General features: G+C 54.6%; 24 protein-coding genes. 17 read left to right on the forward strand and 7 right to left on the reverse strand.

Translation table 11 applies throughout. From position 1 onward, the window contains the following. Positions 1-153 precede the first annotated feature (153 nt). Positions 154-705: a TadE/TadG family type IV pilus assembly protein gene (locus tag C5Y96_RS18520; protein WP_105356382.1), complete on the reverse strand. Its 552-nt coding sequence runs from the start codon at positions 703-705 to the stop codon at positions 154-156. A 346-nt stretch (positions 706-1,051) separates the two neighbouring features. On the opposite strand from C5Y96_RS18520, the gene C5Y96_RS18525 reads away from it, so the two are divergent. The 12 genes from C5Y96_RS18525 (at position 1,052) to C5Y96_RS18580 (ending at position 11,213) form a co-directional block, all read left to right on the forward strand. After that, positions 1,052-1,237: a hypothetical protein gene (locus C5Y96_RS18525; RefSeq protein WP_105356384.1), complete on the forward strand. Its 186-nt coding sequence runs from the start codon at positions 1,052-1,054 to the stop codon at positions 1,235-1,237. 63 nt (positions 1,238-1,300) lie between these two features. Beyond that, on the forward strand, positions 1,301-1,831 hold the full coding sequence (locus C5Y96_RS18530; protein ID WP_146115717.1) for a hypothetical protein: 531 nt from the start codon (positions 1,301-1,303) through the stop codon (positions 1,829-1,831). A 43-nt stretch (positions 1,832-1,874) separates the two neighbouring features. Next, complete coding sequence (locus tag C5Y96_RS18535; RefSeq protein ID WP_105356388.1) at positions 1,875-3,479, forward strand: hypothetical protein; 1,605 nt, start codon at positions 1,875-1,877, stop codon at positions 3,477-3,479. Then, on the forward strand, positions 3,479-4,693 hold the full coding sequence (locus C5Y96_RS18540) for a hypothetical protein (RefSeq protein WP_105356390.1): 1,215 nt from the start codon (positions 3,479-3,481) through the stop codon (positions 4,691-4,693). The genes C5Y96_RS18535 and C5Y96_RS18540 overlap by 1 nt, the downstream gene beginning before the upstream one ends. Before the next feature lie 33 nt (positions 4,694-4,726). Then, positions 4,727-5,179: a hypothetical protein gene (locus C5Y96_RS18545; RefSeq protein WP_105356392.1), complete on the forward strand. Its 453-nt coding sequence runs from the start codon at positions 4,727-4,729 to the stop codon at positions 5,177-5,179. After that, on the forward strand, positions 5,179-5,571 hold the full coding sequence (locus tag C5Y96_RS18550) for a hypothetical protein (protein WP_105356394.1): 393 nt from the start codon (positions 5,179-5,181) through the stop codon (positions 5,569-5,571). Before C5Y96_RS18545 ends, C5Y96_RS18550 begins: the two co-directional genes overlap by 1 nt. 133 nt (positions 5,572-5,704) lie before the next feature. Further along, positions 5,705-6,067, forward strand: coding sequence for a Flp family type IVb pilin (locus C5Y96_RS18555; RefSeq protein WP_199188736.1), 363 nt, complete (start codon positions 5,705-5,707; stop codon positions 6,065-6,067). A 272-nt stretch (positions 6,068-6,339) separates the two neighbouring features. Then, on the forward strand, positions 6,340-6,885 hold the full coding sequence (locus C5Y96_RS18560; RefSeq protein ID WP_158261314.1) for a prepilin peptidase: 546 nt from the start codon (positions 6,340-6,342) through the stop codon (positions 6,883-6,885). A 49-nt stretch (positions 6,886-6,934) separates the two neighbouring features. Beyond that, a complete protein-coding gene (gene cpaB, locus C5Y96_RS18565; RefSeq protein ID WP_105356398.1) occupies positions 6,935-7,849 on the forward strand; it encodes a Flp pilus assembly protein CpaB in 915 nt (304 codons plus the stop codon). A 77-nt stretch (positions 7,850-7,926) separates the two neighbouring features. Next, a complete protein-coding gene (locus C5Y96_RS18570; RefSeq protein WP_105356710.1) occupies positions 7,927-9,240 on the forward strand; it encodes a CpaF family protein in 1,314 nt (437 codons plus the stop codon). 29 nt (positions 9,241-9,269) lie between these two features. Continuing rightward, positions 9,270-10,211: a type II secretion system F family protein gene (locus C5Y96_RS18575; RefSeq protein WP_105356400.1), complete on the forward strand. Its 942-nt coding sequence runs from the start codon at positions 9,270-9,272 to the stop codon at positions 10,209-10,211. 15 nt (positions 10,212-10,226) lie between these two features. After that, positions 10,227-11,213 carry a type II secretion system F family protein gene (locus C5Y96_RS18580; RefSeq protein WP_105356402.1) on the forward strand — a complete coding sequence of 329 codons (987 nt, stop codon included), beginning with the start codon at positions 10,227-10,229 and terminating at the stop codon, positions 11,211-11,213. Between the two features lie 2 nt (positions 11,214-11,215). Here C5Y96_RS18580 and C5Y96_RS18585 read toward each other — a convergent pair whose 3' ends face one another. From C5Y96_RS18585 to C5Y96_RS18595, 3 genes are all read right to left on the reverse strand, one after another. Further along, positions 11,216-12,328, reverse strand: coding sequence for a tetratricopeptide repeat protein (locus tag C5Y96_RS18585; protein ID WP_105356404.1), 1,113 nt, complete (start codon positions 12,326-12,328; stop codon positions 11,216-11,218). 63 nt (positions 12,329-12,391) lie between these two features. Then, a complete protein-coding gene (locus tag C5Y96_RS18590) occupies positions 12,392-13,009 on the reverse strand; it encodes a hypothetical protein (RefSeq protein WP_105356406.1) in 618 nt (205 codons plus the stop codon). Positions 13,010-13,080: 71 nt separating this feature from the next. Beyond that, the gene (locus tag C5Y96_RS18595; protein WP_105356408.1) at positions 13,081-14,733 is read right to left on the reverse strand and encodes a type II and III secretion system protein family protein; all 1,653 of its coding nucleotides are present in this window, start codon (positions 14,731-14,733) and stop codon (positions 13,081-13,083) included. A gap of 412 nt (positions 14,734-15,145) precedes the next feature. Here C5Y96_RS18595 and C5Y96_RS18600 point away from each other — a divergent pair, with 412 nt between their 5' ends. Together C5Y96_RS18600 and C5Y96_RS18605 are read left to right on the forward strand one after the other, a co-directional pair. Then, positions 15,146-15,946 carry a hypothetical protein gene (locus tag C5Y96_RS18600; RefSeq protein WP_105356410.1) on the forward strand — a complete coding sequence of 267 codons (801 nt, stop codon included), beginning with the start codon at positions 15,146-15,148 and terminating at the stop codon, positions 15,944-15,946. A gap of 174 nt (positions 15,947-16,120) precedes the next feature. Beyond that, complete coding sequence (locus C5Y96_RS18605) at positions 16,121-17,596, forward strand: sulfatase (protein ID WP_105356412.1); 1,476 nt, start codon at positions 16,121-16,123, stop codon at positions 17,594-17,596. Positions 17,597-17,630: 34 nt separating this feature from the next. Here C5Y96_RS18605 and C5Y96_RS18610 read toward each other — a convergent pair whose 3' ends face one another. The 3 genes from C5Y96_RS18610 to C5Y96_RS18620 all read right to left on the reverse strand — a co-directional run bounded on the left by C5Y96_RS18610 (position 17,631) and on the right by C5Y96_RS18620 (position 20,661). Continuing rightward, entirely contained in the window at positions 17,631-19,031 is a 1,401-nt protein-coding gene (locus tag C5Y96_RS18610) for an RtcB family protein (RefSeq protein ID WP_105356414.1), read from the reverse strand. Between the two features lie 74 nt (positions 19,032-19,105). Next, a complete protein-coding gene (gene lhgO / locus C5Y96_RS18615; protein ID WP_105356415.1) occupies positions 19,106-20,314 on the reverse strand; it encodes an L-2-hydroxyglutarate oxidase in 1,209 nt (402 codons plus the stop codon). 14 nt (positions 20,315-20,328) lie between these two features. After that, a complete protein-coding gene (locus C5Y96_RS18620; RefSeq protein WP_105356417.1) occupies positions 20,329-20,661 on the reverse strand; it encodes an MTH1187 family thiamine-binding protein in 333 nt (110 codons plus the stop codon). Positions 20,662-20,857: 196 nt separating this feature from the next. Between C5Y96_RS18620 and C5Y96_RS18625 the strand changes: the two genes are divergently transcribed. The 3 genes from C5Y96_RS18625 (at position 20,858) to tsaD (ending at position 24,474) form a co-directional block, all read left to right on the forward strand. Next, complete coding sequence (locus C5Y96_RS18625) at positions 20,858-21,961, forward strand: DUF1207 domain-containing protein (protein ID WP_233199016.1); 1,104 nt, start codon at positions 20,858-20,860, stop codon at positions 21,959-21,961. Between the two features lie 130 nt (positions 21,962-22,091). Next, positions 22,092-23,435 (forward strand): S41 family peptidase, encoded by a 1,344-nt coding sequence (locus C5Y96_RS18630; RefSeq protein ID WP_105356419.1) that lies wholly within the window; start codon positions 22,092-22,094, stop codon positions 23,433-23,435. A 16-nt stretch (positions 23,436-23,451) separates the two neighbouring features. Next, positions 23,452-24,474, forward strand: coding sequence for a tRNA (adenosine(37)-N6)-threonylcarbamoyltransferase complex transferase subunit TsaD (tsaD, locus tag C5Y96_RS18635; protein WP_105356421.1), 1,023 nt, complete (start codon positions 23,452-23,454; stop codon positions 24,472-24,474). Positions 24,475-24,485 lie beyond the last annotated feature (11 nt).

The raw sequence follows: 24,485 nt of genomic DNA on the forward strand, positions 1-24,485 counted from the left end.
CGGGATTTCAGCCTCCCTTTCAGCCGTCGGAGAGTTGGGCAGGCTGGTACGATCGGTGCGCCATGCATCGGGCCAGAAAATCGCCGCAACGATTACCAGCATCGCAAGTAGAACGATCGATCTACCTATCCAGTGCATGGGAAATACTAGGGGCTAGGGATTAACAACAATCGGGTTGATGCGAGATCGCTCGTGGCGAAAAAGGCTCGTCATAATTGCATCACGCCCGCTAAAATCAACGCCAAAACAGGCCATCGCGTTAGGTGCCAGACGTGTTGCGGGAATGCAAACAGTCACTTGAACATAGTGATAGTTGGGATAAGTCGTCGGCGGAGGATCGCACCCACCGTTCAAGTCGATCTCGTCGGAGATCGGGTCAGGGATCGTCGGGTCATAAACCGCGTAGTTCAACTGAACGTCCCCCACGGTCGCAATCGATTCACCGGAAGACAGAATGCCTCCCTGGATCAGAACTTGGTCGATGGCGTTGACAATCTCTGCGTCTGGCACGACTTCCGTTCCATCGATTTCCATGTTCGCCGCCACCAAAGCTCCAGCCCGACTCGCCTGCTTCAGCGTTTGCTGATTACTCTGCAGCAATCCAAACTGGACCACGGCAAACAGCAAGATGAGAACGATCGGAAGCCCGATGATGATCTCTAATAGGCTGACCGCGCGGCGTTTCGATTTGCGAAACTGCACCATGGATGTACGAACTCCCCCCAATTTCGTGATGATAGCTCTACCTATAATCACCACCAACCAGTTTGCCAAACAGAATGCGGCACTTCGGCAATTGCCCGATCATTTACCCCAAACAACCCACTCGATGAATTTACTCGGTTCATTGTATTTTTTTCAAAATACCAGGGTTAGCTAGTTGAAACAAGGTTTTGTGCTTTTAAACTGAATCGTGTTCCACTTGGATTGACTATACAAACTAGTCCGCCCAAGCGAAAAAGTTCCTGGGAATTTACTAGCTTTTCTTAAAGCCTGTAATCATTTTATGACCTAGGACAGGCAGCACTTCTTCATGGGAATAGGATCAACCATGACCTGGTTTAACAAGCAAATTCGACAGCTGGCGGGTGATTGTCGGGGCAGTGTGTTCGTGGAATACCTGCTTTTGCTCACCATCGTCGGTATTGGTGTGATCGCTGGTTTAGCTACCGTTCGCGGATCTCTTCTGAACGAACTGCTGGAATTAGCAGAAGCTATTACTAGTCTCACTCCGTAGAAGATCCTCTTATCAAGAGGATCTGGCGGTAAAACCTCACAGGCGTTTCGGGGGAGCGTGCTGGTGCAATCTATTCCACATTCCGGGGTACGAAGAGCTCGACGCGGCATTCAGGTGTTCGAAGTCTTGTTGCTCTTTCCGGTTCTATTGATTGCAACACTCTCCTTCTTTGTGCTTGGTCCCACGGTTACGGTCCGCCAAAACGTACAGCACGCGGCCGAAGAAGCGGCTCGTGAAATCGCCAAAAAGACGGGTACCCAAACCACCACGATCATTGCAACCGACGTGGTCAACGAGGTCATTTCCGTCCACAGCTTAAGCCTGGCAACACCCGGCGTACGGGTCGATGTGTGGGAGTATGACGACGTTGGCAATACGGTCATTCAAACACCACTGGGCGACTTGGGGGTGCTTCCAGCACCGGCCGATCCAGTAGGTTTCAACGATCCAGATCAAGTCATCGTGCAGGTCACCATCGAAGTCGATAGCACACCGATTCCTAATGTTTTAAGCAATATGAAGTTCGACGTCTCAGGCCGCTATCTCGTTCATCGTGCTACGGCTTTCAGAGATTCCTACTTACCAACTCCTTAACGAACCATCGTGATTCGCACGGATTCGCGAATCACTATTCAGCATGGATGCCACTCAGCACACCCCACTGGCTGTTGGCACTTTGTCCACTTACCACGAAACAACCCTGAATACGGATCAATACGAGCTGGAATCCCTGCTCAGTGATCGGTTCGTGCTCACCTGGCGACACATGTCGGTCGTGGGGTTGGTGTGCGTATTGTTCGTGCTGCTTAGCTTTACTCCGCTGACGTCACACACCACTTGGCTATTTGCAGCCCGGGGTGAAGCCATCCTCCATGATGGGCAACTCCCGACAAACGATGTCACGCAGTCACTCTCGCAGGGAATGACTTATCGCGAGACTTCCTGGTTGAGCAGTGTTTTCTGGGCTATTGTTGCCCGACAATCGCTTGAAGCAATTTCCTGGGCTACCACCTTGCTGGCCTCGATCTCCCTTGTGCTGCTGAGCATCAACCTGTGGCAAGCTACCCGCAATTCGCTCCTGACAGGGCTGGGGGTGCTCTGGTTTGCTTTGTTTATCTGGAGTTCGCTGGGACTTGGAAGTTCCCAGGTGTTGATCCTGCCACTTTGGATTGGGCTCATCATCCTTTCGCTGCGAGGCAGTTCCAACGCCTCGCTTCTCCAAAGCGGGATAACCATTGCCCTCGTCACGTTGTGGGCGAATCTCGACGCTACGGTCTTTGTCGGCATCGCGCTGTTGGCCGTCGTTTGGCTGGGCAATTCCGCGTCAACCCTGCTGCAAAACAACTTCCACTGGAATAGCCTTTTCCAGGATCGAAACTTCCGATTCGCGGCCGTAACGCTTGAGCTCTGCGTCCTCGCGACCCTGCTGACTCCGCTGGGAATCGGCCTCTGGACCGAAGTCTTCCAGGCGTGGTCGCTGCAGAGCGTTTCGCTCGATATCACCAGCATTACCGGGCTGTGCTGGGTGGTCGCAATCATCTTGCTGGGAGTAATCCTTCGCAAGCATCAAGGCCCGCTCCCAATTGCCGAAGTCCTTACAGTATCAATCTTTGGGTTGATAACGCTTCCGCTCGCCGCGCAGGTCGTATGGTTTGCTCCGCTGGCCGTTTTGACCCTAATCCCACGGGCTCAAGCAGCCTTGGGTATTGCTTCCGATCCTGCTCCCGTTCCGGTCGAGGCAAGCGACGAGTCGAACACCAAGCCACCGGTGCTGCGTTTCGCTTACACACTTGGCGCAGTACTGCTGTGCTGGATCGCTTTCGCCATCTCGCCACTTAGCCAGGCAGTGCTCGGCGGCCAGGCTCGGACGATTGGAGAACTGTTCGACGACGCGACTCCGGTCGCCGCGACACGTTACCTCCGCGAAAACCCTGTCGACGGGCTCGTCTTCGCGCCGGCTACCTGGGGTGATTTACTGCAAAGCCAACAAGGGGGACGGGTCGATGTTTACGCGACCACTTCCATGGCTTACCTGCCTCAGCAAGCCAAGTTCGACTACAACAAGCTCAACCGTGGCGAAGTGACCTGGTCCAAGATCGCCGATCGATACGCCATCAACACGTTTGTTATCGACAAAAAGAACCAGTCGACACTGCTCGAATCAGTTCGCGAGAACCACGACCACTGGCAAATCGCCTTCGAGGACGACCTCTCCCTCATTTTGCGAAGGAGCGGTAAGTAATGCCTCAGTCACCATACAAACATCGCGGTATCGCCCAGGCGGGCCTGGTATTCGTCGCTTCGCAGGTTCTGCTGATTGGCGGAATTGCAGCCGCAGCCGTCTCTGCCCTGCCCCGCCCTGTCCCTGCTATCCCGGCACTGCAAAACGAACCACGCAACGTCACGTTGAAGTACAACTGGCCGCACGTGATCACCGACCAACAGCTAACGGCCACCATGTTCAAGCTTCGTCCGCAACTGCGGCACGAACGCCCCAAGATCAACCATGTCGATCACGCACTACGCTGCTGGGGGCAGGAAGCGACGTTTGAAGATCCCAACTGCCTGAGTGGTGCCGAAATGGTCGCCATGCTGACCGATCAAAACGTGTACGCAGCCCACTGGGGTAGCGACGCCCTCCCGCTTCTTTTGAACGGCGAATTCGGCCCTGGATTCCGCACGCAAGAAGGGGAATCTTCCGCCAGCCACGTTGACCACACCCTGGGCACGCTGGCCGAGATCGGCATTCCGTTGGATTTCCCCATCCACATGAAAGATGAAACCGCTTCCCTGACGGTCAAGCAGTTGCTGACCGCGGCGATGCTCGATTTCCGCCTGAATCAGAAGGAATACGAGTGGACGACGGTCGTGGCAGCCTCGTATGCCACCGGACCAACGCAGTGGGTTTCGCAAGATGGCGAGCTGATCACGTTCGACATCCTGGCCGATCGGCTGATGCGGCAAGACTGGGTCGACGGCGTTTGCTACGGCAACCATCGCCTGTACGCCCTGGCCATGCTGTTGCAGTTCGACGATCAGGCTCAGCTTTTCCGAGAAGCCGAAACCCGCTCGAAGATTCTCGCTCACCTGAGCGAAGCGACCGCTCGCCTGGTCAAAAGCCAATCGGCTGAAGGCTATTGGGACGAGAACTGGGAAGATGCAACCCGCCCTGCCCAAGAGATGGAAGCTGGCGGCCCGACGATGCGTCGCATCCTGGCCACCGGTCACGCGCTCGAGTGGTGGGCCATCGCTCCTCAAGAAGTCCTGCCACCACGAGAAGTTGTCGTACGCGGTGCTCAGTGGCTGGTCGTGGAAATCGACCAGATGGAAGCCGAATCGGTTGTCAAAAACTACACGTTTCTCACGCACGTGGGCCGAGCCCTGTGCCTATGGCGGGGCAAGTTCCCGCATGAGTTAACTCCCCTGAAGAATTCACAAACCGGTGCGAACGGATAACGCCGGAGTTCCCTTTGTAATAGGTGTCATGCCATGTTGAGTACGCTGAAGAAAATCTGGAACGACGAAGGCGGGTTCGTGAACTCGGCCGAACTGATCCTGGTCGCGACGTTAGCGGTTTTAGGATTGATTGTCGGTCTGGCAACCCTGCGGGACTCGATCAGTTTCGAGCTTGGCGACACGAGCGCTGCGGTGGGTGCGTTGGATCAGTCCTACAGCATCTCGATCCTGGCGAGTCCAGGAGATGCGACCCAGGAACCCGTTATTTCCGTTGGCACGAATGGGGTCACCGGTGCTGAGCAAGTCACCATTGCTCGCGACTTCCAGATTCCTGATGGGATGATGGGCACGCAAACCTATGTTCGGTCGCGTGCTTCGTTCAGCAACTACAAGTACGACGACGCAGAAGACCCTGGCGATGGGGAGAATGCCGGCGGCGTTCAAGTGGACACGACGATCTATAACGAAGGAGATGTATTTCCCTAATGAATACTCGCATTCCTAAGCTGGTTGTCGCGAAATCGTATCGATCGGCCCGACGTGGCAGTATTGTCATTTCGGTCATCCTGATCATTGCCCTCCTTGCCCTGGGCGTGATCGTTGGTGGCGTCGCGATCCGAAACCAAATTACCCAAGAGTTCGGCGACGCGGCGACAGCCCTCGATCAACTCGACCAATCGTTTTCCTACTCGATTGAAATTGATACCAACAAAGACGGCGACTTCACGGATCCCGAGGATTTCCAATGTGCTGCGGGATACAACGATCCGGCACCCACGTTGACAGATCCCAACGGTGCGCCGTCCGCTGGAATCGTATTTACGGTCCCAACCGTCGGAGAAGGCCCAGCTCCTACCCCAGCTGGCACCCTTCCGTAACCAAATCACTTTTTGTTTTGGAGTGAACCTTCCCACATTTAGGCAGCAATCAGGTCGAGGCGGTCGACCTGGGACACGTCAGCAGTGGGAAGACCTTTTTTTCGTGTGTTTTTCCCCTATGGAGAACTTCCTAATGAGTCTCATGAAGCGTTTGTGGAACGACGAAGCTGGTTTCGTTGTCTCCGCTGAATTGATCCTGGTCGCCACGATTGCCGTTCTGGGTCTGATCGTTGGTTTGGCCTCCGTTCGTGACGCCGTTACGAGCGAACTGTCCGACGTTGCTGGCGCCCTGCAAGACGTCAACCAGTCGTACAGCTACTACACCATCATTGGTCACTCGGCTGCTGTCGCTGGTTCGGACTACACCGACATGACCGACTTCTGCGATGGTCCAGAAGACGCCAACGACTCCGATGACAACTGCATCGAACACGTTGGCGGTCCAATCAACGAAGGCACCAGTGCCCCTGTTGGTAGCAATGCAACTGGCAACTAAGTCAATTGTTTATGCTGAATTGGTTGTTTTCGCGTGACACATAGTGCACGCCCAAAACGACCACACGAGTTAACGGCGAACCAGGCTGGAACAATTCTCCGGCCTGGTCGCCTGAACTCGCACGAACTTGACCTTGGGAATTTACCGCCATTCCTTAGGTCAGCCTGTGTTGGACCCTTAAGAGATTTACATCACGGAGATTTAGCGTCGAACACAGCCTGACTTAAGGCGTGTGAAACGTCCGAATGTTGTTTTTCGAGCATCCCACAACCATGATCCCACAAATCATCATTTTGCTGTTTGTCGCTGCGTACACCGCCACCGGTGCTGCCTGGGACATGAAGACGCGCAAATTGCCGAATTGGCTGACGGTCAGTGCCTTCGCGCTCGGTCTGATTTTCCATACCGTTTCTGGAGCTCTGTCCGACCAAGGAGCCCTGGGGGGCTTCCTGTTTTCGCTGGCCGGTTTTGGCGTGGGATTTGGCATCCTGTTCCTCTTGTTCGCCATCGGAGGTGGTGCAGGCGGGGACGTCAAATTCATGGGAGCGCTCGGAGCTTGGGTGGGCTGGAAAGCCATCCTGATAATTTTTATCGGCAGCGGACTGATCGCAGCGATTAGTCTGGCTGTCGTGTTTATATGGAGTCTGGTCACCGGTTCGGCGCGGTTGATTGATGCGAAAAAGCCTCAATCGCTGGCTGATCGGCGACTGATTCCTTACGCGATTCCCGCAACGATCTCTGCCTGGCTCGTGCTGGGGGGACTATTCACGTTGAAATGGGTAGCCACGACGGGATCGCCAATTACACTGGAAAACTAATTCAATAGTCGCTGCGAATTCACTCGCACATACTCGGAGTAGACGAGCAATGAGGGTAAGTCCGGGAACACTCCTTTTGGGCGTCGTGGCAGTCATGTTTGGACTGCTGGGAGCGTACATCGTCCAAAAGAACATGCAAAAACCCCAAACGATCGCCGCGGTAGACGCACCGCAAATGTACACCGTGCCGCGGGCCAGTATGGACCTGACGGCCGGCCGTGTCGTGACGATGGGCGATATCGTCATCCACAAGATGACCGCCGAACAGTTTCGTCAGCAGGGTCTGCCGGCCTCGTACATGCCGCGCACCTCGGACATCATCGGCCGTACCTTGCGGGTCGATTTGCCCAAGGGCTCTTCGTTCGACACGCCCCTGTTTTACCCAGAAGGGACGGGCCCCAACATTGTTGAGCGTCTCGATCCTGGCATGCGTGCCGTGACCATCAAGGTCGCCGCGGACGAAGCCGTCGACATGTTCGCCACGCCAGGCACCTGGGTTGATGTTCTGTTCCGCAGCGAAGAAGACTCTGACGAGAACCTGCCGGAAATGACCGTCAGCCTGCTGGAAGGGGTCAAGGTTCTGGCCGTCAACAGCACCACTACTGAAATGCGAAACGTCCGCGGTCAGCGCGAATCGCAGCAGCGTACCTCGGTCACTCTCTCGGTCACGCCCGATCAAGCGGTCGCCCTGCGAGTGGTCGAAAACCGCGGCACGATGGCCCTGGCCCTGCGTCACCCAGACGACGTCGACGCCAACGCCCAGTTTGCCGGGATGACCATGGACGAACTGCTCAATCGTCCTGTCGCACGCGAACGCATTGAAGTTTATCGCGGCCACAACATCTCGCAGGTTGAATTCCGCGAACGCTTCCGCGCGAACTTCGATCCAGAGAAACTGGCCAAGCAAAACCTGAATAAGCAGGCCAAGGCCGATCCGCCCGCCAATGCAGACGCCGTGAAATAACCGCGATTGCACCGACGATGCCGCAAGCCAATCAGGGCTTGCGGCCTGATCTTCCTTTTTTCCCAACTGGCCCGGCCATGATTCGATTTACCTCTTCTCAGCCCAAGTCGGAAACGCCTCTTAGCGAGATCGATTTCCAGCGTCTGAAGTCGGACATCCACGAAAAGCTGGTCGAATCGCTGGACCTTTCGCTGGTCGCCCGAATCGACGACGAGCGGATGCGGGCCAACGTCGAGAACCTCTCGAAGGAAGTCATTCGCGACTATCGTCCCAAGATCGATCCGAGCCTGCACGAGCGGCTGCTGGCAGAACTGCAAGCCGAAGTCTTCGGCCTGGGTCCACTGGAAGTACTGATGGACGATCCGGCGATCAGCGATATCTTGGTGAACAACGCCCACGAAGTTTACCTGGAACGCTTCGGCCGCTTGGAAAAGTCGGACATCGTATTTGCCGACGACGCCCACCTGATTCGGATCATCCAGCGCGTGGTGGCCCGTGTCGGTCGCCGCATCGACGAAGTCAGCCCGATGGTCGACGCGCGACTGCCAGACGGATCGCGTATCAATGCGGTCGTTCCGCCTCTGGCGCTCAATGGCCCGAAGCTTTCCATTCGTCGCTTTGGTGTCGAACATCTGCGTCTCGAAAAACTACTGGAAAACGAAACGATCAATCAACAGATGGTCGATTTCCTGCAAGCTGCCGTGCAAGGTCGCGTCAGCTTCATGATCTCGGGCGGTACGGGTGCCGGTAAGACGACCATGCTGAACGCTTTGAGCAAGTCGATCCCAGACGACGAACGTATCGTGACGATCGAAGATTCGGCCGAACTTCTGCTGCAACACGCGCATGTGGTTGGCATGGAAACGCGTCCGGCGAACTCGGAAGGCCAAGGGGCTGTGACCCCGCGTGACCTGGTTCGCAACAGCTTGCGTATGCGACCCGATCGGATCCTCGTGGGCGAAGTCCGCGGGCCAGAAGCCCTGGACATGTTGCAAGCCATGAACACCGGTCACGAAGGGTCGCTCACCACCATTCACGCCAACGATGCCGTGGATGCTCTGCACCGTCTGGAAATGATGGTCGCCATGACTGGCTACGAACTGCCGGTAAACGTCATTCGCCGTTACGTGGCCAGCGGTATCCGGATTATCGTTCACGTGGCACGTCTCAAAGGTGGCGTGCGCAAAGTGATGCGTATCGCCGAAATCGCCGGGACCGAAGGAGGCGAGTACCAACTGAACGACATTTTCCGTTTCGAGCACCAAGGACTCGACGCCGACGGCAAGGCAACCGGTCGATTCGTCGCCACCGGCTACCAACCGCAGTGTGTCGATCGGTTCCTGGAATCGGGCGTCAGCATCGACACCAGCATCTTCCAGGCCACCACCTAAATCATCGCACTTCAGAGAGAGTTCTGACCGTGGATCAACTAGCCCTAGCACTGAATGCCAATTCGCTGCCGATCTTAGTGTTCGGTGGAATGGCCGCCGCACTCGGCGCGTTGCTGATGGGTGTCCGCGATTTGTTCGTTTCGCGTGACTCTCGTTTGATGGCCTCTCCGCTTCTGAAGAAGCTGCCTTCCCGCACCGAAGAAGCCGACGCCAGCGCCGTCGACCGATTTGACGTGTGGCTGGAACGCGCCATCTACATGACCGGCATGAACACCAGTATCACGATGGCGGCCTTGCTGTTCATCCTGATCGGCATCACCGCTGGTATGGCAGTCTTTGTTTTCACTGAAGACTTGCTGTACTCCGTGGTTGCCGGCCTGTTTGGAATCATCGTCTGCTTCGTCATCCTTTCCCTCGCCTACAAGCGAGCAATGAAGCAATTTGAAGAGCAGTTTCCCTCGGCAATCGATCTGCTGGCCCGTGCCGTTCGTGCAGGGGAAAGCCTGGACCAGGCCTTGGTGATGATCGGCGATTCGGTGAACGACCCGGTTGCCGGCGAGTTCCGCCGCATTGCCAAGCACCTGGAGATGGGGCTCTCGCTGTCGGTGGCTATGAAGAGCTTCGCCTATCGCGTGCCTACCATGGACGTTCGCATTTTCGCCTCAGCCCTGAGCGTTCACCGCGATGCCGGTGGTAACTTGCCGAAAACCTTGGAACGATTGTCCAGCGTGATCCGCGATCGCATGAGCTATCATCGCCAACTCAAGAGCGTCACCGGTGCCGGTCGTATCACGGCCCTCATCATTTCGTGCTTGGGACCGCTGCTGTTTTTGTACCTGTTCTTTGCCCAGCCGGAATACAGCAGTTCGTTGTGGAACAACCCAACGGGCCGCCTGGTGCTGATCGGTGCCGCCATTTCTCAGATGATCGGCCTGTTCATCGTCAGCCGCATGTTACGTAGCCGTTATTAATCGAAGAGTTTTCGTATGCCACTAAGCTTGGAAGTTGTCGGAGCCTTTCTCGGAATTAGCATTCTGCTATTTCTGGTAGGTAGCCTTATGCTTTGGCTGGGGCGTAATAAAGCCCAAGACTACCTGGAAGCTTCCAGCGGTAAGTCGCTGGGGGTGTTCACGAAGCTCTTTGCCTACATGATTCCGATCGCCAACGAAAGCCGCGACAAGCTTCAGTCGGAACTGGTCAAAGCTGGCCACTATGGTAAATATGCCGCGGAAGACTACCTGGCTTTGCGTAATGCGGCCGTGTTTGCCTGGCTTATCTTCGTCGCCGCGGCTTTGGTGATGACCATCGATGATGGGGCAGCCGCTCAACAGTTCTACTTCATCGTGGGTGGAATCGTGATGCTGCTGATCTGGGGTTTGCCACGAATTATTCTGTCGACTTCCGCATCGGCTCGCGTCCAACGCATTCGCTACGGGCTTCCTGACGGCTTGGACATGGTAACGATGACCGTATCGGCTGGTATGCCGCTACAGCGGGCGATCGCTCACGTAAGCCGCGAATTGCGAAACTCGCACAACGACCTGGCTTGCGAGCTAACGATCCTAGAAGGCCAGGCGTCGGCCCGTTCGCTGGACTATGCGTTGAAAGAATTCGCCAAACGTGTCGATGACCCGGACGTGACCGCACTTTCGACCATGATTCATCATGCCGAGCGGTTGGGTGGCAATGTGGCCAATGCTTTCCACGAGTTTGCCGACAGCATCCGAGAAACTCGCCGCCAGCGTGCGGAGGAAGAAGGAAATCGCACGTCGATCAAACTGCTATTCCCGGTGATTTTCTTCCTGGCACCACCGATCTACGTGCTGCTTTTGGGCCCGGCGGTGATGGAGTTGCGGAACTTCTCGATGCGTGAAACGGCACCGGGCGGGGCCCTGAATCAATCGGCCACTCAGGCTTCAGTTTCCAGTACGCCAGATCGCCAGAATAGTATCTTTTCTTCCGGCAACAACTAAACCTACTTCGTCGAAGCGGCTTGTAAGGCGCTCATGATCTGCTGATTGAAGTTCTCAGCAGATGCAGACTGCATGGCACCGATTGAAGTCGATGCTCGTGGCGGCTGCTGAACACTCGATGAAACTGGCTGGTCAGAGATCTGGTAAACTGCCGGGCTTGCACCCAGGGTTTGGGTAGGAATCGTCAACGAGGCATTGCCAGAAGAGGTCGGAGCCTGCGCCGCTTCCCCGCTGCTGTATTGCACCTGCTGAACGGTCGATTGCGATGCCATACGAAGTGGGTTGTTGGTTGCCGATTCAGGAGTGGTGGCAGCGACCGTGTTGGTGCTTGGGGCAAACTGTGATGCCGCCGGAATCGCTGGGCTCGTCTGGGCAACCATTTCCTGCTTTGGCTGCTCTTGCGAAGGAACGACATGAGGCCGAACGTTCGGACGGTCCTGGACGTCACCGGTCATCTGAGCAATCTGAATGAGCGCTTCGGCTGCTGGTCGCAGACGCTTGTCGATATCGAGGGCACGGCTGTAGTTGCGTTGGGCAAGTTCGAGGTCGCCGCGTTGGCTTTGAATGTAAGCCAAGTTGGAGAGCGCCTCTGCTTCGCTTGAAACCTGGCGGAAGTGGCTCAAAGCAATATCGTATTGCCCCAACTCGGCGTAGACGATGGCCAGGTTGGTACGAGCCGCTTCGTAGTCGGGATCTTCGGCCAGAGCACGTTCCAGGGTTGTCTTCGCAAGTTCCTGGTTATGCTGCAGATAGTACACATAGCCCAGGTCCGACAGCAATTCAGCTGACGGGTCGCCAACCGTGGTGGCGTGGGTCAGATATCTGACGGCTTCGTCATACTGACCTTCCTTGCCGGAGATGACTCCCATGCGATGCAGGGCAATACGGTTCTCCGGCTGTTCAGACAGGATGTGGCGATAAAGTTTCTTTGCTTTGACGTTATCGCCGTTTCGCTCTGAGAGGCGAGCAAAGCTCATCTCTTGGGTGAAGTTGGTTTCAATCGTTGGCTTTGTCATAGCGAACATGGACCCCATGCCTGATCGGTTGGTGGCACAGCCACTGAGTACCAGGCACGATGCGATCATTACGATTGGCGGAATAACTCGGTAGTTCATTCGGCTCGTCATTTCAAAAAGTCGCAAATTCAAAGTCCATCGCCGCCAGGCTGGCTTCCTCGTTTAGAAGAAGCCGCCACCAAAGCCGCCGCCAAAGCCACCGCCGAAGCCCCCACCAAAACCACCGTAGCCCCCACCATATCCGCGGCCGTAGTTCATGCCACGTTGGTAAGCTGCAGCAGCTTCGCTACTCATTAGACCTTCCGAGAAGGCAGGGGCAACAACGACGCGTGATTCGGCGTCAGTAACCCCCATGGCAGTGAGTGCGGCCACGACACAACGTCGACGCTTTTCATCGAGCTCGTCGTTGAAGTGAATCGGGTATTCGTAGTCGGTACCGGCTTTCGGTGAAGTCTGGCTTCGCTCGACAACCACTGGCAGTTCGTCACCACGAAGCAGGTTCGCAGCGATCTGCTTCAAGTGATCTTCGCCATAGCCGTTAAGCTTCCAAGCGTTCTTCTCGCCTTTGCCTTCCACGAAGCTAGGCTCGAACTCGTGCTGATAAACCACGTACTTGGCGGCTTCAGCGTTGAGTTCTTGAGTGCGGTTCATTTCATCAACCGAGGCACCCAACATGGTCGGAGGAGCAGGGTCGATTCGACCTGGTCCTTGGCAACCAACCAGGCCAGCCGCCACCAGGGCGAGCGTAAGGCCTCCAGCAGTTCGATTGAATAGGGTCATCTTGGCTATCCTCAAATTGGATTCGTCACGGGAACGAAAAAGGTGCTGGGTCTTGCCACCTTGGGGCCTAGTTAGTTGGAAAAACCTTGCGGTCCGGAGATGTAGTAATCTTCGCACTCATGGTAGTGTCGGCTGGCTTTGCGAGAGTGTCGCTGAGCCTTCAAGATCTCGTGATTCTCGTGAAGAATCTGGTGTCGCATCGCTGGCCAGACCGTGCTTCGGTAATCGTAACCAGGACGACCTTCGATCTGCTGATGCCAGAAGAATTCTTTGTTGGTTGGATCGGTTACGTCCGTACCTGGCAGGAACAGTGGAAGCTGTTCGACTTCCATTGGGTGAACCAATTCGGGACTGACCAGAACCACCAATTCGGTTTCTTCGCGAGTCGTGGTCTGACGACCAAAAGCGGCACCGATCAGAGGAATATCACCAAGCCCTGGCAGGCGAATTCGGCTGCCGGCCTGTTCGTCCTGGATCAAACCAGCAACTGCAAGCCATTGGCCTTCTCGCAGGTCGACCGTAGTCGTTACCCCTCGGATATCAAGACCGGGGATACCATCCACCGAGTTGCTCGAGTTGATCGAGCTGAACGATGGAGCCACCTGTAGGCGAATCTTGTCTTTATCGAGAACGGTCGGGGTGAATGCGAGCTGAGTACCGAAACCTCGGAAGGTAGTCGATACGGCACCAATACCACCCACACCGACGGCAGTTGGCACAGCAAACTCACCACCAGCGATGAAATTGGCCGATTTACCGCTGATCGTAACCAGCGTCGGCTCGGCCAGAATTTTCGCCATACCGTTGCTGCTGGTCGCCTGCAGGAACAGTTCGACGTCGCCACCATCCAGAATCGCGGTCAGATTACCAGCACCGGCACCAATGATATGGGCCACGTCGTAGTTATCGCCACTGACTTTGAAGTCGAAACCAAGGTTTCGAGCAGCGGTACGCTGAAGTTCTGCAATCCGAACCTTTAACATGACCTGCTGTTCGCCAGGAACTTGAAGCAAGTCAATAATACTTGTGGTTCTCAGATCTTCCGCACCGGGAAGAACTGCCGCCGTACCCAGGTTCGCTCCCATGGAGAGGTTACCCCCCTGGTCAACCGATTGACCGCCGAGAACGGCGATAATCTGAGCAGCTTCTTGGGCGTCGCGGGCCTGACCACGAACAATCAACTTATCCGCAACCGGAATCAGTTGAACGATGCTATTGGGGAACAGCTCATTGAGACGAGCTTCAAGCTTACCGTATTCAATTTCGGCACGTCGTTGCTCTTCGCTGTTTGCCGCTACTTTTACCAGGTAGCGAAGAACGGTCGAAGTTCCATCTGGAGCAGCAAACCAGATGGTCATGGTGGTTTCACCGGCCTTCAAGCCAATGACTTCGACTTCAGTCGTGCTGAATTCGTTGATTTCCACGATGTCTGGGCTCGTGATGGCCACCCGAGTCATCGGAAGCTTCGTCTTCAGAATCTTCGATCGGGTTGGCTCGACACGGAAGATCAGTTCCGGCTCGAGGACCTCTTGGATCAGGTTTGATTCTTTCATCAAAACCGATTCACTAGGCTTCTCGATAAGTTGTTCGTCTCGCGGGCCTGGTAGTTCAGCTGCGACCTGCGCTTGAGCGACTGCGGGCATCAGGGAAAAGACCCCTGCCATGGCCGCTGCGAAAGCGGTTCGACCGCCATACTGAATTGTTAGTTGGAATAAACTTTTCATGGGATACCTACCACCACATACGCTGGTTGGGAACGGTCGTGATCGGCAAGACTGCTTGTAAATGGGTCATTCTCGCCCGCCACCCGATGTCTGGGCGGAACGTAGATCACTTATGGTTTCGGATATTCCGATTGTGTTAGTTGAGCCGTATTTGCCCCTGATGCAAATTGTTCGTGAATTGTCCCCACTATGGAGTAAGGCCAAATACACCAGTTACGGAGTTGCAATTAGACTCTGTTTATTATCTATAACGATTATCCGGAGTTAATATGGGTCAATTGCATCAACTAAAACGGACGAGACGATAATTTCGTAGAGACCGTTCGAAAAATGCCGAACGTTACTACGACGCAATGGATTGCGCATGACACCAACTCAAATTCCTCAATCCTCCAACAAAGGTTGAGTTCCCATGACCACCGTTTTTGTTATCGCTGCTGTACTTCTCGGTGCCGATGGTGGCAAACCTGCCCCCGTCGTCAAGCTTCAGCAACCCGTAGTAGCCGAGCAGGCCGAACCAGTTGTAGTTATCCTGGGGGTCATGCCAGCATCGCAATTAAGCCAGCAAACTGGCGGTGGCTTGATCAAGCCCGTGGGTTATGAACCCAATCGAACGGTGGTGAAAAAGCCAATTACCATTGCCACCGTTTCCAACACGGGAGCCTATTCGCTGCTTCAAGACGTTTCTCCGTCGGACAGCGTCAGCCCGAAGTCGATGCCGACGCCCCCAAAGGCCATTCAGTTGCAAAGCATGAATGAAAGCACGATCAGTAGCTCGTACAACGCAGAAGCAGACTACACTGTAGGCAGCTGCGGATGTGACACTTCGTGCGAAAGCTCGTGTGACAGCGGCTGCAATTCGTGCGGTTGCCACAAAGCTCATGGCTGCAACTTGGGTTGCCAGGGCGGATGTCATGGTGGATGCCATGGATGCGGTCACGGACATGGTGGCTTCTACGCTCGCCACTGCCTGCCTTCGCCTTGGCACGCACCAGGCAACATGACGCCACACATTCCCTATGTTGCTTACCCAAAGACTTACTACTACTTCCGCCCTTACAACATGCTGCACATTCCCGACCAACAGGCACGTGCTTCGGCATGGGTTGAAAATGCAGCTCTGCCTTACTCGAATGGAATCTTCGACAAGGTTTACGCCGAACTAGAACCAACCCTAAATGCAACGGGCGAGGAAATCGGAGCCGGAAAATAACGGCTTCTGATCCAACAACAGACAACGAAAAGGCTCGATATCCAATGATATCGAGCCTTTTTTCATTCGAAGCCGGAATGTGGTTGGTTGCTCGATTCCCAGCCTCGGATGGTTTAAAATGTGAATTCCTCTCTCCGAATTCCCCTTTACTCCTCCGACAATCAGAGCAACCACATGCGTTACTTTCTCTGCTTTAGTATTCTTTTGATCCTTACTTTCTCGACCGTAACCCAGGCAGATGAAGCCAAGAAGCCCAACATCCTGTTCATCTCGATCGACGATCAGAACGACTGGATTGGCTGCCTGGGTGGACATCCCCAGGCCCAAACACCGCATATCGATCGCATCGCGTCACGCGGTACTGTGTTTCTGAATGCTCATTGCCAGGCCCCTCTATGTAATCCCTCGCGTACGAGCTTAATGACCGGCCGTCGCCCTTCGTCGACGGGCATCTATGGACTTTCTCCTTGGTTTCGAGACGTACCAGAATTAGCGGACCTGGTCACACTACCGCAGCATCTTCATGCCAATGGATACACCAACTATTCGACCGGAAAGATTTATCACGGCGGGTATGGCCGCAAAGGGAAAGACCAGGAATTCCAAGTCCTCGGTCCACCGGCCTCGGTAGGAGCAAGACCCAAACAGAAACTAGTAGACACACCCGCTGCCCATCCACTAGTCGACTGGGGCGTTTTCCCACACAAGGATGAAGACAAAGGAGACTATCAGGTAGCGTCTTGGGCAGTCAAAACGCTGAATGAGAAACCCAAAGAGCCGTTTTGCTTGTCGGTCGGTTTCTTCCTGCCTCACGTCCCGTGCTATGCGACCCAAGAGTGGTTTGATCTTTATCCCGAAGACGAGCTAAAAGTGCCTGAGATCATCGCTGACGACCGCGCGGATACGCCACGTTTTAGCTGGTACTTGCACTGGAAGCTGCCGGAACCTCGATTGAAGTTCCTAAAAGACGCTGATCAGTGGAAGAACTTGACACGCAGCTACCTCGCATGCACAAGCTTTGTCGATGCCCAGATCGGCCGCGTGATGGCAGCGCTCGAAGAAAACGGATACGCCGACAACACCGTTATCGTTCTGTGGTCGGACCATGGTTGGCACATCGGCGAGAAAGAGATCACGGGCAAGAATACCTTGTGGGATGACGGTACCCGCGTGCCCCTTATTTTCGCTGGTCCTGGAGTTACCGAAGGCCAGCGTTGCACCCAGCCTGCCGAGTTGCTTGACATTTACCCAACGCTGAGCGACCTGGCCGGTTTGCAACAGCCTGACGGCCTGGAAGGACATTCGCTCACGCCCCAATTAAACGATGCCGGCACGAAGCGTGAATTCCCTGCCATCACAACCCACAATCATGATAACCATGGGATCCGCACTGAGAATTGGCGGTTCATCCAGTACGCCGATGGCTCGCAGGAACTGTACGACATGCGATCCGATCCCAACGAATGGACCAACCTGGCCAGCGACAAGCAGTACGCGGCAGTCATCGAAGATCTCAGCAAATTCCTGCCGGCGACAAGTAAGATGCCAGCTCCCGGTAGCCAGCATCGTGTGTTGACCTACACCGATGGAATCGCTATTTGGGAAGGGGAAAAGATCGAAAAGGATGCCCCGATTCCAGAAATCGACTAGTGGCAAGTTAGCAGAAGTGAAGCCATAGGCCGAGTTAATCCTCGGCCCGGCTTCCATCTCCGCACATTTTAACGATCTTCGGATCGAAGCGTCCTATGATGTCGACCAGATCTCTCTGAGCAGCCATCACTTCGTGGATGTCTTTGTAGACACCCGGTACTTCGTCGGAACCGGCGGATAGAATGTGCACTCCTTTGGCCTTTAGTTCCTGTCGCGTGTTCTGAATGCGGAACGTATCGTTCGCTTTCTTCCGCGACATGCACCGACCTGCGCCATGCGACGCAGAGTCGAAGCTACTCGCTTCTCCTTTACCACGCACCACGAACCCAGGCGTTCCCATCGAACCTGGAATAACACCTAGCACTCCGTTACCGGCCGGGGTTGCACCTTTGCGGTGGACAATCATTTCACGTCCAGCGTGCATTTCCTTCCAGGCAAAGTTGTGATGGTTCTCGACTCCAGCAACAATCTCAGCACCAACCAGCTGACTTACCAGGCGATGGATCACTTCATGATTTGCCGCCGCATAGCGTCCCATCAGGTTCATGGCTTCCCAGTACTCCTGACCTTCTTCACTATCCAGCGTCAACCACGCCAGATTTTTCAATGCTTCGTACTTCTTCGGCAACTTCGTGCGCGCAATGTTGCTATAAGTACTGCAAACGGCCGCGCCTGCACCACGGCTTCCACTATGGCTCAACAGTGCAACGTACTCGCCTGGTTTCAAATCGAACGAATCATCTGATACATCGCCTTCGCTGATCGTCAGCACACCGAATTCCACGAAGTGATTCCCGGAACCGGACGTTCCCAACTGCTGCCATGCCTTGTCCTTCGACTGGCGAGTCACCTTCGAGATGTTCCAGTTTTCGTCCATCACGTCGTGCTGCTGCGGCTTCTGATGGACCGAACCGACACCGAACCGCGTTCCCTTTTCGAGCGCAAGGCAGTAGTCCTCAAACCGGGAATCAAGCGACTCCAGCTTCGTGTCCAAGACGCTTAGCTTCATGCGGCACGCGATGTCGACACCAACCGCGTACGGCACAACAGCCCCTTCCATGGCCAAAACACCACCGATTGGCAGGCCATATCCCACGTGCGCATCCGGCATCAGAGCAGCACCCGAAACGTATGGCAACTTACAGGCTTCGCGCATTTGCGCATGAGCCATCTCGTCGATGTCGTCACCCCAGGTACGGTAGTCAACCTTTTCACGCAGTGGTTCGATAGTCGGGTCTTCCGTCAACACAGCGGCCAACGGACCGTAGCAAGGATCGTTCACATACGCGTTCGGCGCAGCGAGAACTTCCTTCACCTGCCGCTTTAAATCGGCACCGCGCAGGCCATGCGTGGTCGCGGCGCTCGATACGGCTTTAACTGCTTCGGTCAAAGCGTATTCCGGAACTCCCAACTGCGTTAATTGACGACGATTCATGACGTCTCCTCTTTATTCCGTTCATTTCCTTATTTGAACGCATTAGTCCCCATTGGTCGCCTGAAGGTTCACGCCTACGCATCCAAAACATCGGCCGCCTTTTCGGCAATAAAGGCACCAATATTCAAAGAAGCGGTCGCAGCTGGACTCGGAGCATTGAGAACGTGGATAAAATTGCCTTCCTTTTGAATAACAAAATCGTCGACTAATGATCCATCCTTACGTAACGCTTGTGCTCGCACACCAGCCGGGGCAGCGATCAGGTCCTTAGCACGTACGGCAGGAACAAGGCGTTGCAGCGAGGCGAGAAAGGCTGACTGGAAATAGGATCGTCGAATCTCTTCGAAGCCGACACTCCAATGTTTCGCGGCAAGTTTATGAAGGCCACGATACCCGACGGCATCCCAAAGATCCCGTAAATTGACATCCCATTTTCGATACCCTTCGCGAGCAAATGCCAGAACCGCGTTCGGGCCACATTCGACACTTCCGAAAATTGTCCGCGTGACATGGATACCCAAGAAGGGAAACGCAGGATCCGGTACCGGGTAAATCAGATTTCGACACAAATGCTGTGCCTTCTCGGAAAGCTCGTAGTATTCACCTCGAAATGGAACGATTTTCACCTCGGGCTGTTGGCCGCACATTTTGGCGACTCGATCGCTTTGCAGCCCAGCACAGTTGACCACCAGCGACGCTTGAAATGCTCCGTTGTTCGTTTCGAGAATTACCTGTTTTTTGACGTGCGTAACGCCTAGCAAGCGAGTATTCGTATGAATCTCGCCGCCGTGTTCAAGGATGAGTTCACACAACCGAAAGCAAACGCGACGATAGTCGATAATGCCGGCATTTTTAACTTGGACGGCTGCAATTCCGCGGCAATATGGTTCAATGGCCCGCAGTTGATCGACATTCAACTTGACGCAATCGACCCCATTTTTTTGCCCCCGCTGGTAGATATCATCCAGGCGTCCAAGCTCGCTTTCTTCGGTCGCGACAATTACCTTGCCGCAGATTTCGTGTGGAATATCATGCTGCTCGCAGAAGTTCTGCATCGCCAATCGCCCCTCGCGACAATTGATCGATTTCAACGAGCCAGGCTTGTAGTAGATGCCTGAATGTAACACACCGGAGTTACGACCAGACTGATGCTGCGCGAGCACCTTCTCTTTCTCCAGAACGATAACCTGATGATCGGGAAAACGACGCGTGATCTGGTAAGCGGTCGCCAGGCCGATAATTCCGCCTCCCACCACACAAACGTCTACTTCAGGTGTATCCATACTTGGGCCGATTTCTATTCCGATTTGCTGGAAGCTTGAATCGTCTTCAAGGGCACATCCACCTTTTCCAAGACACTATTCACCTTCGAATCGAGCCTACCTTGGTAGCCTCGGCGATAGTCCAGCTTGGCTGTGCAGGTTATGCGATCGCAGTCTTCAGACATGGCCTCTAGACATTTCTGCAACACCGCTAGCACCTGTTCGATTTCCCCCTCGATGATAGTGCCCATCGCATGCAAACGGTAATCGAGTCCGCTAGCAGCGATTATTTTCAAACTTCGCGCGACGTATTCGCTCACGGAATCTCCCTTATTAAGCGGAGACATACTGAATTCTAAGAGAACCATGGAAGACGTTTCTTGCCTTAAAAAAACGGGGGATCAGATTTAGTTTACCGATGCACTATTTTGATAAAAAGTGATCTTGGGGTCCGCCTTGCACCTCGTTACACTTCGCTGTCATCCTCGGTACCCGATTATGCCGATAAGCATGGTTATCGCGGATGTATTAAACAAAATGCTATCAGGTACTCCCCACCTTGCGATGATATTTCACGTCCGGTTCATAGTCATTCTGATTCTCAGCAGTCTCGCGCTGCCTTCACTGGCTAGTGCGCAGACCGGACTTGCCTGGCCTGATCCGACGAACATATTTCCGGGCCAACGATCCCAGTACCTGGAACCCATTCTCGATTTTCCCACAGATGAGCGGGCACCTCAAATCCAGGCGGTCGCCTACGAAAATCCGTTGGGACAGCCAATCATTAATGGTGGCCTGACGATGATCAATCAGCCAGGTCCCGGTCAGTCGCAGTGGATCGAGCCTACCTATTCAGATTCATACTACGAACGACCACTCGCGATGGTCGAAGAAGATGCCCCATACGAATGGTCTATCTTACCTGCTGGTATGGTCTATAAGTCATATCTGACTGGACAGAAAGAATCTCGCCTCTCAGCACAACTGATCAAAATCACCGACGATAACTCGATGCTCGACGGTAATCTGGGTGGTCGTTTTGGTGTTTTGCGATACGGTCGCGATTCGTCTTTTCTTTCAGACGGTATTCAATGGGATGTCGAAGGCTCTGCTCACGTTCGGCTTGACATTCCCGAGGACGTCGACGTTCGATCAGTGGATTTTCGTGCCGGCACTCAGCTCACCTGGAGCTACGCCGACAATCCACGCCATCGCTCGCGATTCGGCTACTACCACCTAAGCTCTCACTTGGGTGACGAGTTCCTGCTGAAGAACCCAGGCTATGACCGCCTGAACTACGCACACGACCTGCTCATCTTTGGGCATTCCTACTACTTCACTACCAAGCTGCGAGTCTATGGCGAAGTGGGCTGGGCGTTCTACCATTTAGTCGCCGACCCCTGGGAATTCCAATTCGGTGTTGAATGGGCTCCCAACGAGCGAACCGGCCCTTGGGGCGAACCTTTCCTGGCCGTGGGTACGCATCTACGTCAGGAAGTAAATTTCGGCGGAAGCTTTGTCGTGCAAACTGGTTGGGCCTGGGTGGGGGACATTCCAGGCCGTACCCTACGCATGGGGCTTCATTATCACAACGGCGATAGCACTCAGAATTCGTTCTACAACAATTTTGAGCAGCAAATCGGATTCGGTATCTGGTACGACTTCTAATCACCGGCTCATCAGTCTTTCAATTGCCGCATTTTTCCCTGGGTCCTATAATTTCTCCCAGGTCATACTTGCGCGCAGCTGAACCCTATTCGCGCTAGTCCATCAGTCATTCAGGTGAGGATGTCATTCCATGCCATGGAAATACCGCTTCTTGTTCGTTCTGATTGCTACCCTCGGAGCGTCCAACTTCTTATCCGCCGCGGAAGTCGCTAAAAGCGAATCCCCCACTGATCCTGAAAATGTCTATGCGAATGTCGACGAAGAGTACGTCGAGCTAATTCAACTGTTCGCGGATACGCTTGATCAGGTCGACCGAAACTACGTCAAGGACGTCGATCGTCGAGCGCTGATGGAAGCCGCCATTCGAGGCGTGATCTCTAAGCTCGATCCCTATTCCAATTACATCGCACCGGAAGACCTCGAACGGTTCAAGACTGGCGTGGACAGCGAGTTCGGTGGTATCGGCATTCAAGTTTCAACCCGGGACGGGCACCTGGTGGTGACCAGCCCACTGTTTGGTACGCCAGCCTACGCAGCGGGGATTATCGCTGGTGATCGCATTACCCATATCGAAGGGGAAGAGACCAAGGGCCTTTCGATCGACGATGCGATTAAGAAGCTGAAAGGGCCAGTGGGAACCGAAGTCACCATGACCGTTTATCACCCCAGTACCTTCACGAGCGAAAAGGTGAGCGTCCGTCGCGAAATGGTCCAGATTGAAACAGTGATGGGGGACGAACGCCTGGAAGGCGGAAACTGGGACTACATGTTCGATCATGCCGACAAGATCGGCTACGTGCGGGTCTCTGCATTCAGCCGCCACACTGCCGATGATCTGCATAAGGCAATTACACGCCTGCTGGATGACGGCATGAAGGGCCTTGTACTCGATCTACGGTCTAACCCTGGCGGTCTTTTGACTTCAGCGGTCGAGATCTGCGACATGTTTATCGAAGACGGAAAGATTGTCAGCACCGAGGGACGCAATTCCCCCAAACGTGTCTGGACGGCCGAAAAGGAAGGAACTTTGCCCGATTTTCCGATGGTCGTCTTGATTGACCACTACAGCGCCAGTGCCAGCGAAATCTTGTCGGCCTGCCTGCAAGACCACGACCGAGCAACGATTATCGGCGAACGAAGCTGGGGCAAGGGAAGCGTCCAGAACATCATTGAACTCGAGGAAGGCAAAAGCGCCCTGAAGCTTACGACAGCCGGTTATCAGCGTCCCAGTGGCGAAAAGATCCACCGATTCGAAGGGGATACCGAAAGCGACAAGTGGGGCGTTTCCCCAGACGACGGAATGGACGTAAAGATGAGCCGTGAACAGAAAGTGGCTTACCATACCTACCGTCGCTTGCGGGATCAGGATACGATCATTCCACACCCGCCTGCCCCACAACCGGATCTTTCGGAAATCGACCCGGTATTAAGCAAAGGGCTTGAACAACTGAAGGCGGAGATTTCATCTTCCTGAACCGCACGCTCAAGCGATGAAAATCCTGACGATCGAATCGACCTGCGACGAGACTGCAGCCGCCGTTATTACCGATGATCTCCAGGTGTTATCCTCGGTCGTCGCCTCGCAGGATGAGCTTCATCAGAGGTTTGCCGGCGTCGTTCCAGAAATCGCGGCTAGAGCCCACTTGGAACGCTGCTTGCCCGTCATCGACGAGGCAATCCGGAAAGCCGATATCGAACTAAAAGATATCGATGCCGTTGCGGTCGCCAACATGCCAGGTCTTGCTGGCTCACTTCTAGTGGGCGTTACGGCAGCCAAAACCCTGGCCTGGCTGCTCGGCAAGCCGCTGATCGGAATCAATCACCTCCAAGGGCATATCTATGCCTGCCAGGTGGCCTTCCAAAAGCCGATTTTCCCTTGCATCGGGCTGATTATCAGTGGCGGCCACTCGACGATTTACCACTGCAAGAGTCCGTTCGATTTCGAACCACTGGGGGGCACGATCGACGACGCCGCTGGTGAGTCCTTTGACAAAGTCGCTTCGATGCTTGGCCTTCCCTACCCAGGCGGCCCTTCGCTCTCGAAGTGTGCTCTGAACGGTAACCCCAAAGCGTTTGCGTTTCCTCGCCCGTTTCTAAACGACTCTTCGCGTCTCGACTTCAGCTTCAGCGGATTAAAGACAGCCGTACGCTACGAAATCGCTGGCCCTGGTGCAGTCAACTTCAAGTCGCTGGAAATTGACGACCAGCGTAAAGCGGACATTGCTGCCAGCTTTGAACAGGCGGTCATCGACTGCCTGGTTGGTAAAACGATGCAGGCCATGAAGAAGACCGGAATTCAGCGGATCTGCGTAGGAGGGGGCGTCGCGGCCAACAAGCGATTCCGTGCGGCACTAGAAGAAGAAGTCGCCGCAGCCGGTGGCGAGCTACTGATCGCTCCTATGCATCTATGCACAGACAACGCGGTCCTGGGTGCCATCGCCGTAGAAAAAATAAAAGCCGGGCAGGTCGATGATCTCTCGCTCGACGCACTACCCGGCTTAATTCGTAATTAGGGGCTCAATCT

This window comes from Blastopirellula marina (genome assembly GCF_002967715.1).
GTDB lineage: Bacteria > Planctomycetota > Planctomycetia > Pirellulales > Pirellulaceae > Bremerella > Bremerella marina_B.

What these genes read in the sequence shown, in the direction of transcription:
- C5Y96_RS18520 (WP_105356382.1), bottom strand. Translation starts at nt 705, where the DNA reads ATGGTGCAGTTTCGCAAATCGAAACGCCGCGCGGTCAGCCTATTAGAG.
- C5Y96_RS18525 (WP_105356384.1), top strand. Translation starts at nt 1,052, where the DNA reads ATGACCTGGTTTAACAAGCAAATTCGACAGCTGGCGGGTGATTGTCGG.
- C5Y96_RS18535 (WP_105356388.1), top strand. Translation starts at nt 1,875, where the DNA reads ATGGATGCCACTCAGCACACCCCACTGGCTGTTGGCACTTTGTCCACT.
- C5Y96_RS18540 (WP_105356390.1), top strand. Translation starts at nt 3,479, where the DNA reads ATGCCTCAGTCACCATACAAACATCGCGGTATCGCCCAGGCGGGCCTG.
- C5Y96_RS18545 (WP_105356392.1), top strand. Translation starts at nt 4,727, where the DNA reads ATGTTGAGTACGCTGAAGAAAATCTGGAACGACGAAGGCGGGTTCGTG.
- C5Y96_RS18550 (WP_105356394.1), top strand. Translation starts at nt 5,179, where the DNA reads ATGAATACTCGCATTCCTAAGCTGGTTGTCGCGAAATCGTATCGATCG.
- C5Y96_RS18555 (WP_199188736.1), top strand. Translation starts at nt 5,705, where the DNA reads ATGAGTCTCATGAAGCGTTTGTGGAACGACGAAGCTGGTTTCGTTGTC.
- C5Y96_RS18560 (WP_158261314.1), top strand. Translation starts at nt 6,340, where the DNA reads ATGATCCCACAAATCATCATTTTGCTGTTTGTCGCTGCGTACACCGCC.
- cpaB (WP_105356398.1), top strand. Translation starts at nt 6,935, where the DNA reads ATGAGGGTAAGTCCGGGAACACTCCTTTTGGGCGTCGTGGCAGTCATG.
- C5Y96_RS18570 (WP_105356710.1), top strand. Translation starts at nt 7,927, where the DNA reads ATGATTCGATTTACCTCTTCTCAGCCCAAGTCGGAAACGCCTCTTAGC.
- C5Y96_RS18580 (WP_105356402.1), top strand. Translation starts at nt 10,227, where the DNA reads ATGCCACTAAGCTTGGAAGTTGTCGGAGCCTTTCTCGGAATTAGCATT.
- C5Y96_RS18585 (WP_105356404.1), bottom strand. Translation starts at nt 12,328, where the DNA reads ATGAACTACCGAGTTATTCCGCCAATCGTAATGATCGCATCGTGCCTG.
- C5Y96_RS18590 (WP_105356406.1), bottom strand. Translation starts at nt 13,009, where the DNA reads ATGACCCTATTCAATCGAACTGCTGGAGGCCTTACGCTCGCCCTGGTG.
- C5Y96_RS18595 (WP_105356408.1), bottom strand. Translation starts at nt 14,733, where the DNA reads ATGAAAAGTTTATTCCAACTAACAATTCAGTATGGCGGTCGAACCGCT.
- C5Y96_RS18600 (WP_105356410.1), top strand. Translation starts at nt 15,146, where the DNA reads ATGACCACCGTTTTTGTTATCGCTGCTGTACTTCTCGGTGCCGATGGT.
- C5Y96_RS18605 (WP_105356412.1), top strand. Translation starts at nt 16,121, where the DNA reads ATGCGTTACTTTCTCTGCTTTAGTATTCTTTTGATCCTTACTTTCTCG.
- C5Y96_RS18610 (WP_105356414.1), bottom strand. Translation starts at nt 19,031, where the DNA reads ATGAATCGTCGTCAATTAACGCAGTTGGGAGTTCCGGAATACGCTTTG.
- lhgO (WP_105356415.1), bottom strand. Translation starts at nt 20,314, where the DNA reads ATGGATACACCTGAAGTAGACGTTTGTGTGGTGGGAGGCGGAATTATC.
- C5Y96_RS18620 (WP_105356417.1), bottom strand. Translation starts at nt 20,661, where the DNA reads ATGGTTCTCTTAGAATTCAGTATGTCTCCGCTTAATAAGGGAGATTCC.
- C5Y96_RS18625 (WP_233199016.1), top strand. Translation starts at nt 20,858, where the DNA reads ATGATATTTCACGTCCGGTTCATAGTCATTCTGATTCTCAGCAGTCTC.
- C5Y96_RS18630 (WP_105356419.1), top strand. Translation starts at nt 22,092, where the DNA reads ATGCCATGGAAATACCGCTTCTTGTTCGTTCTGATTGCTACCCTCGGA.
- tsaD (WP_105356421.1), top strand. Translation starts at nt 23,452, where the DNA reads ATGAAAATCCTGACGATCGAATCGACCTGCGACGAGACTGCAGCCGCC.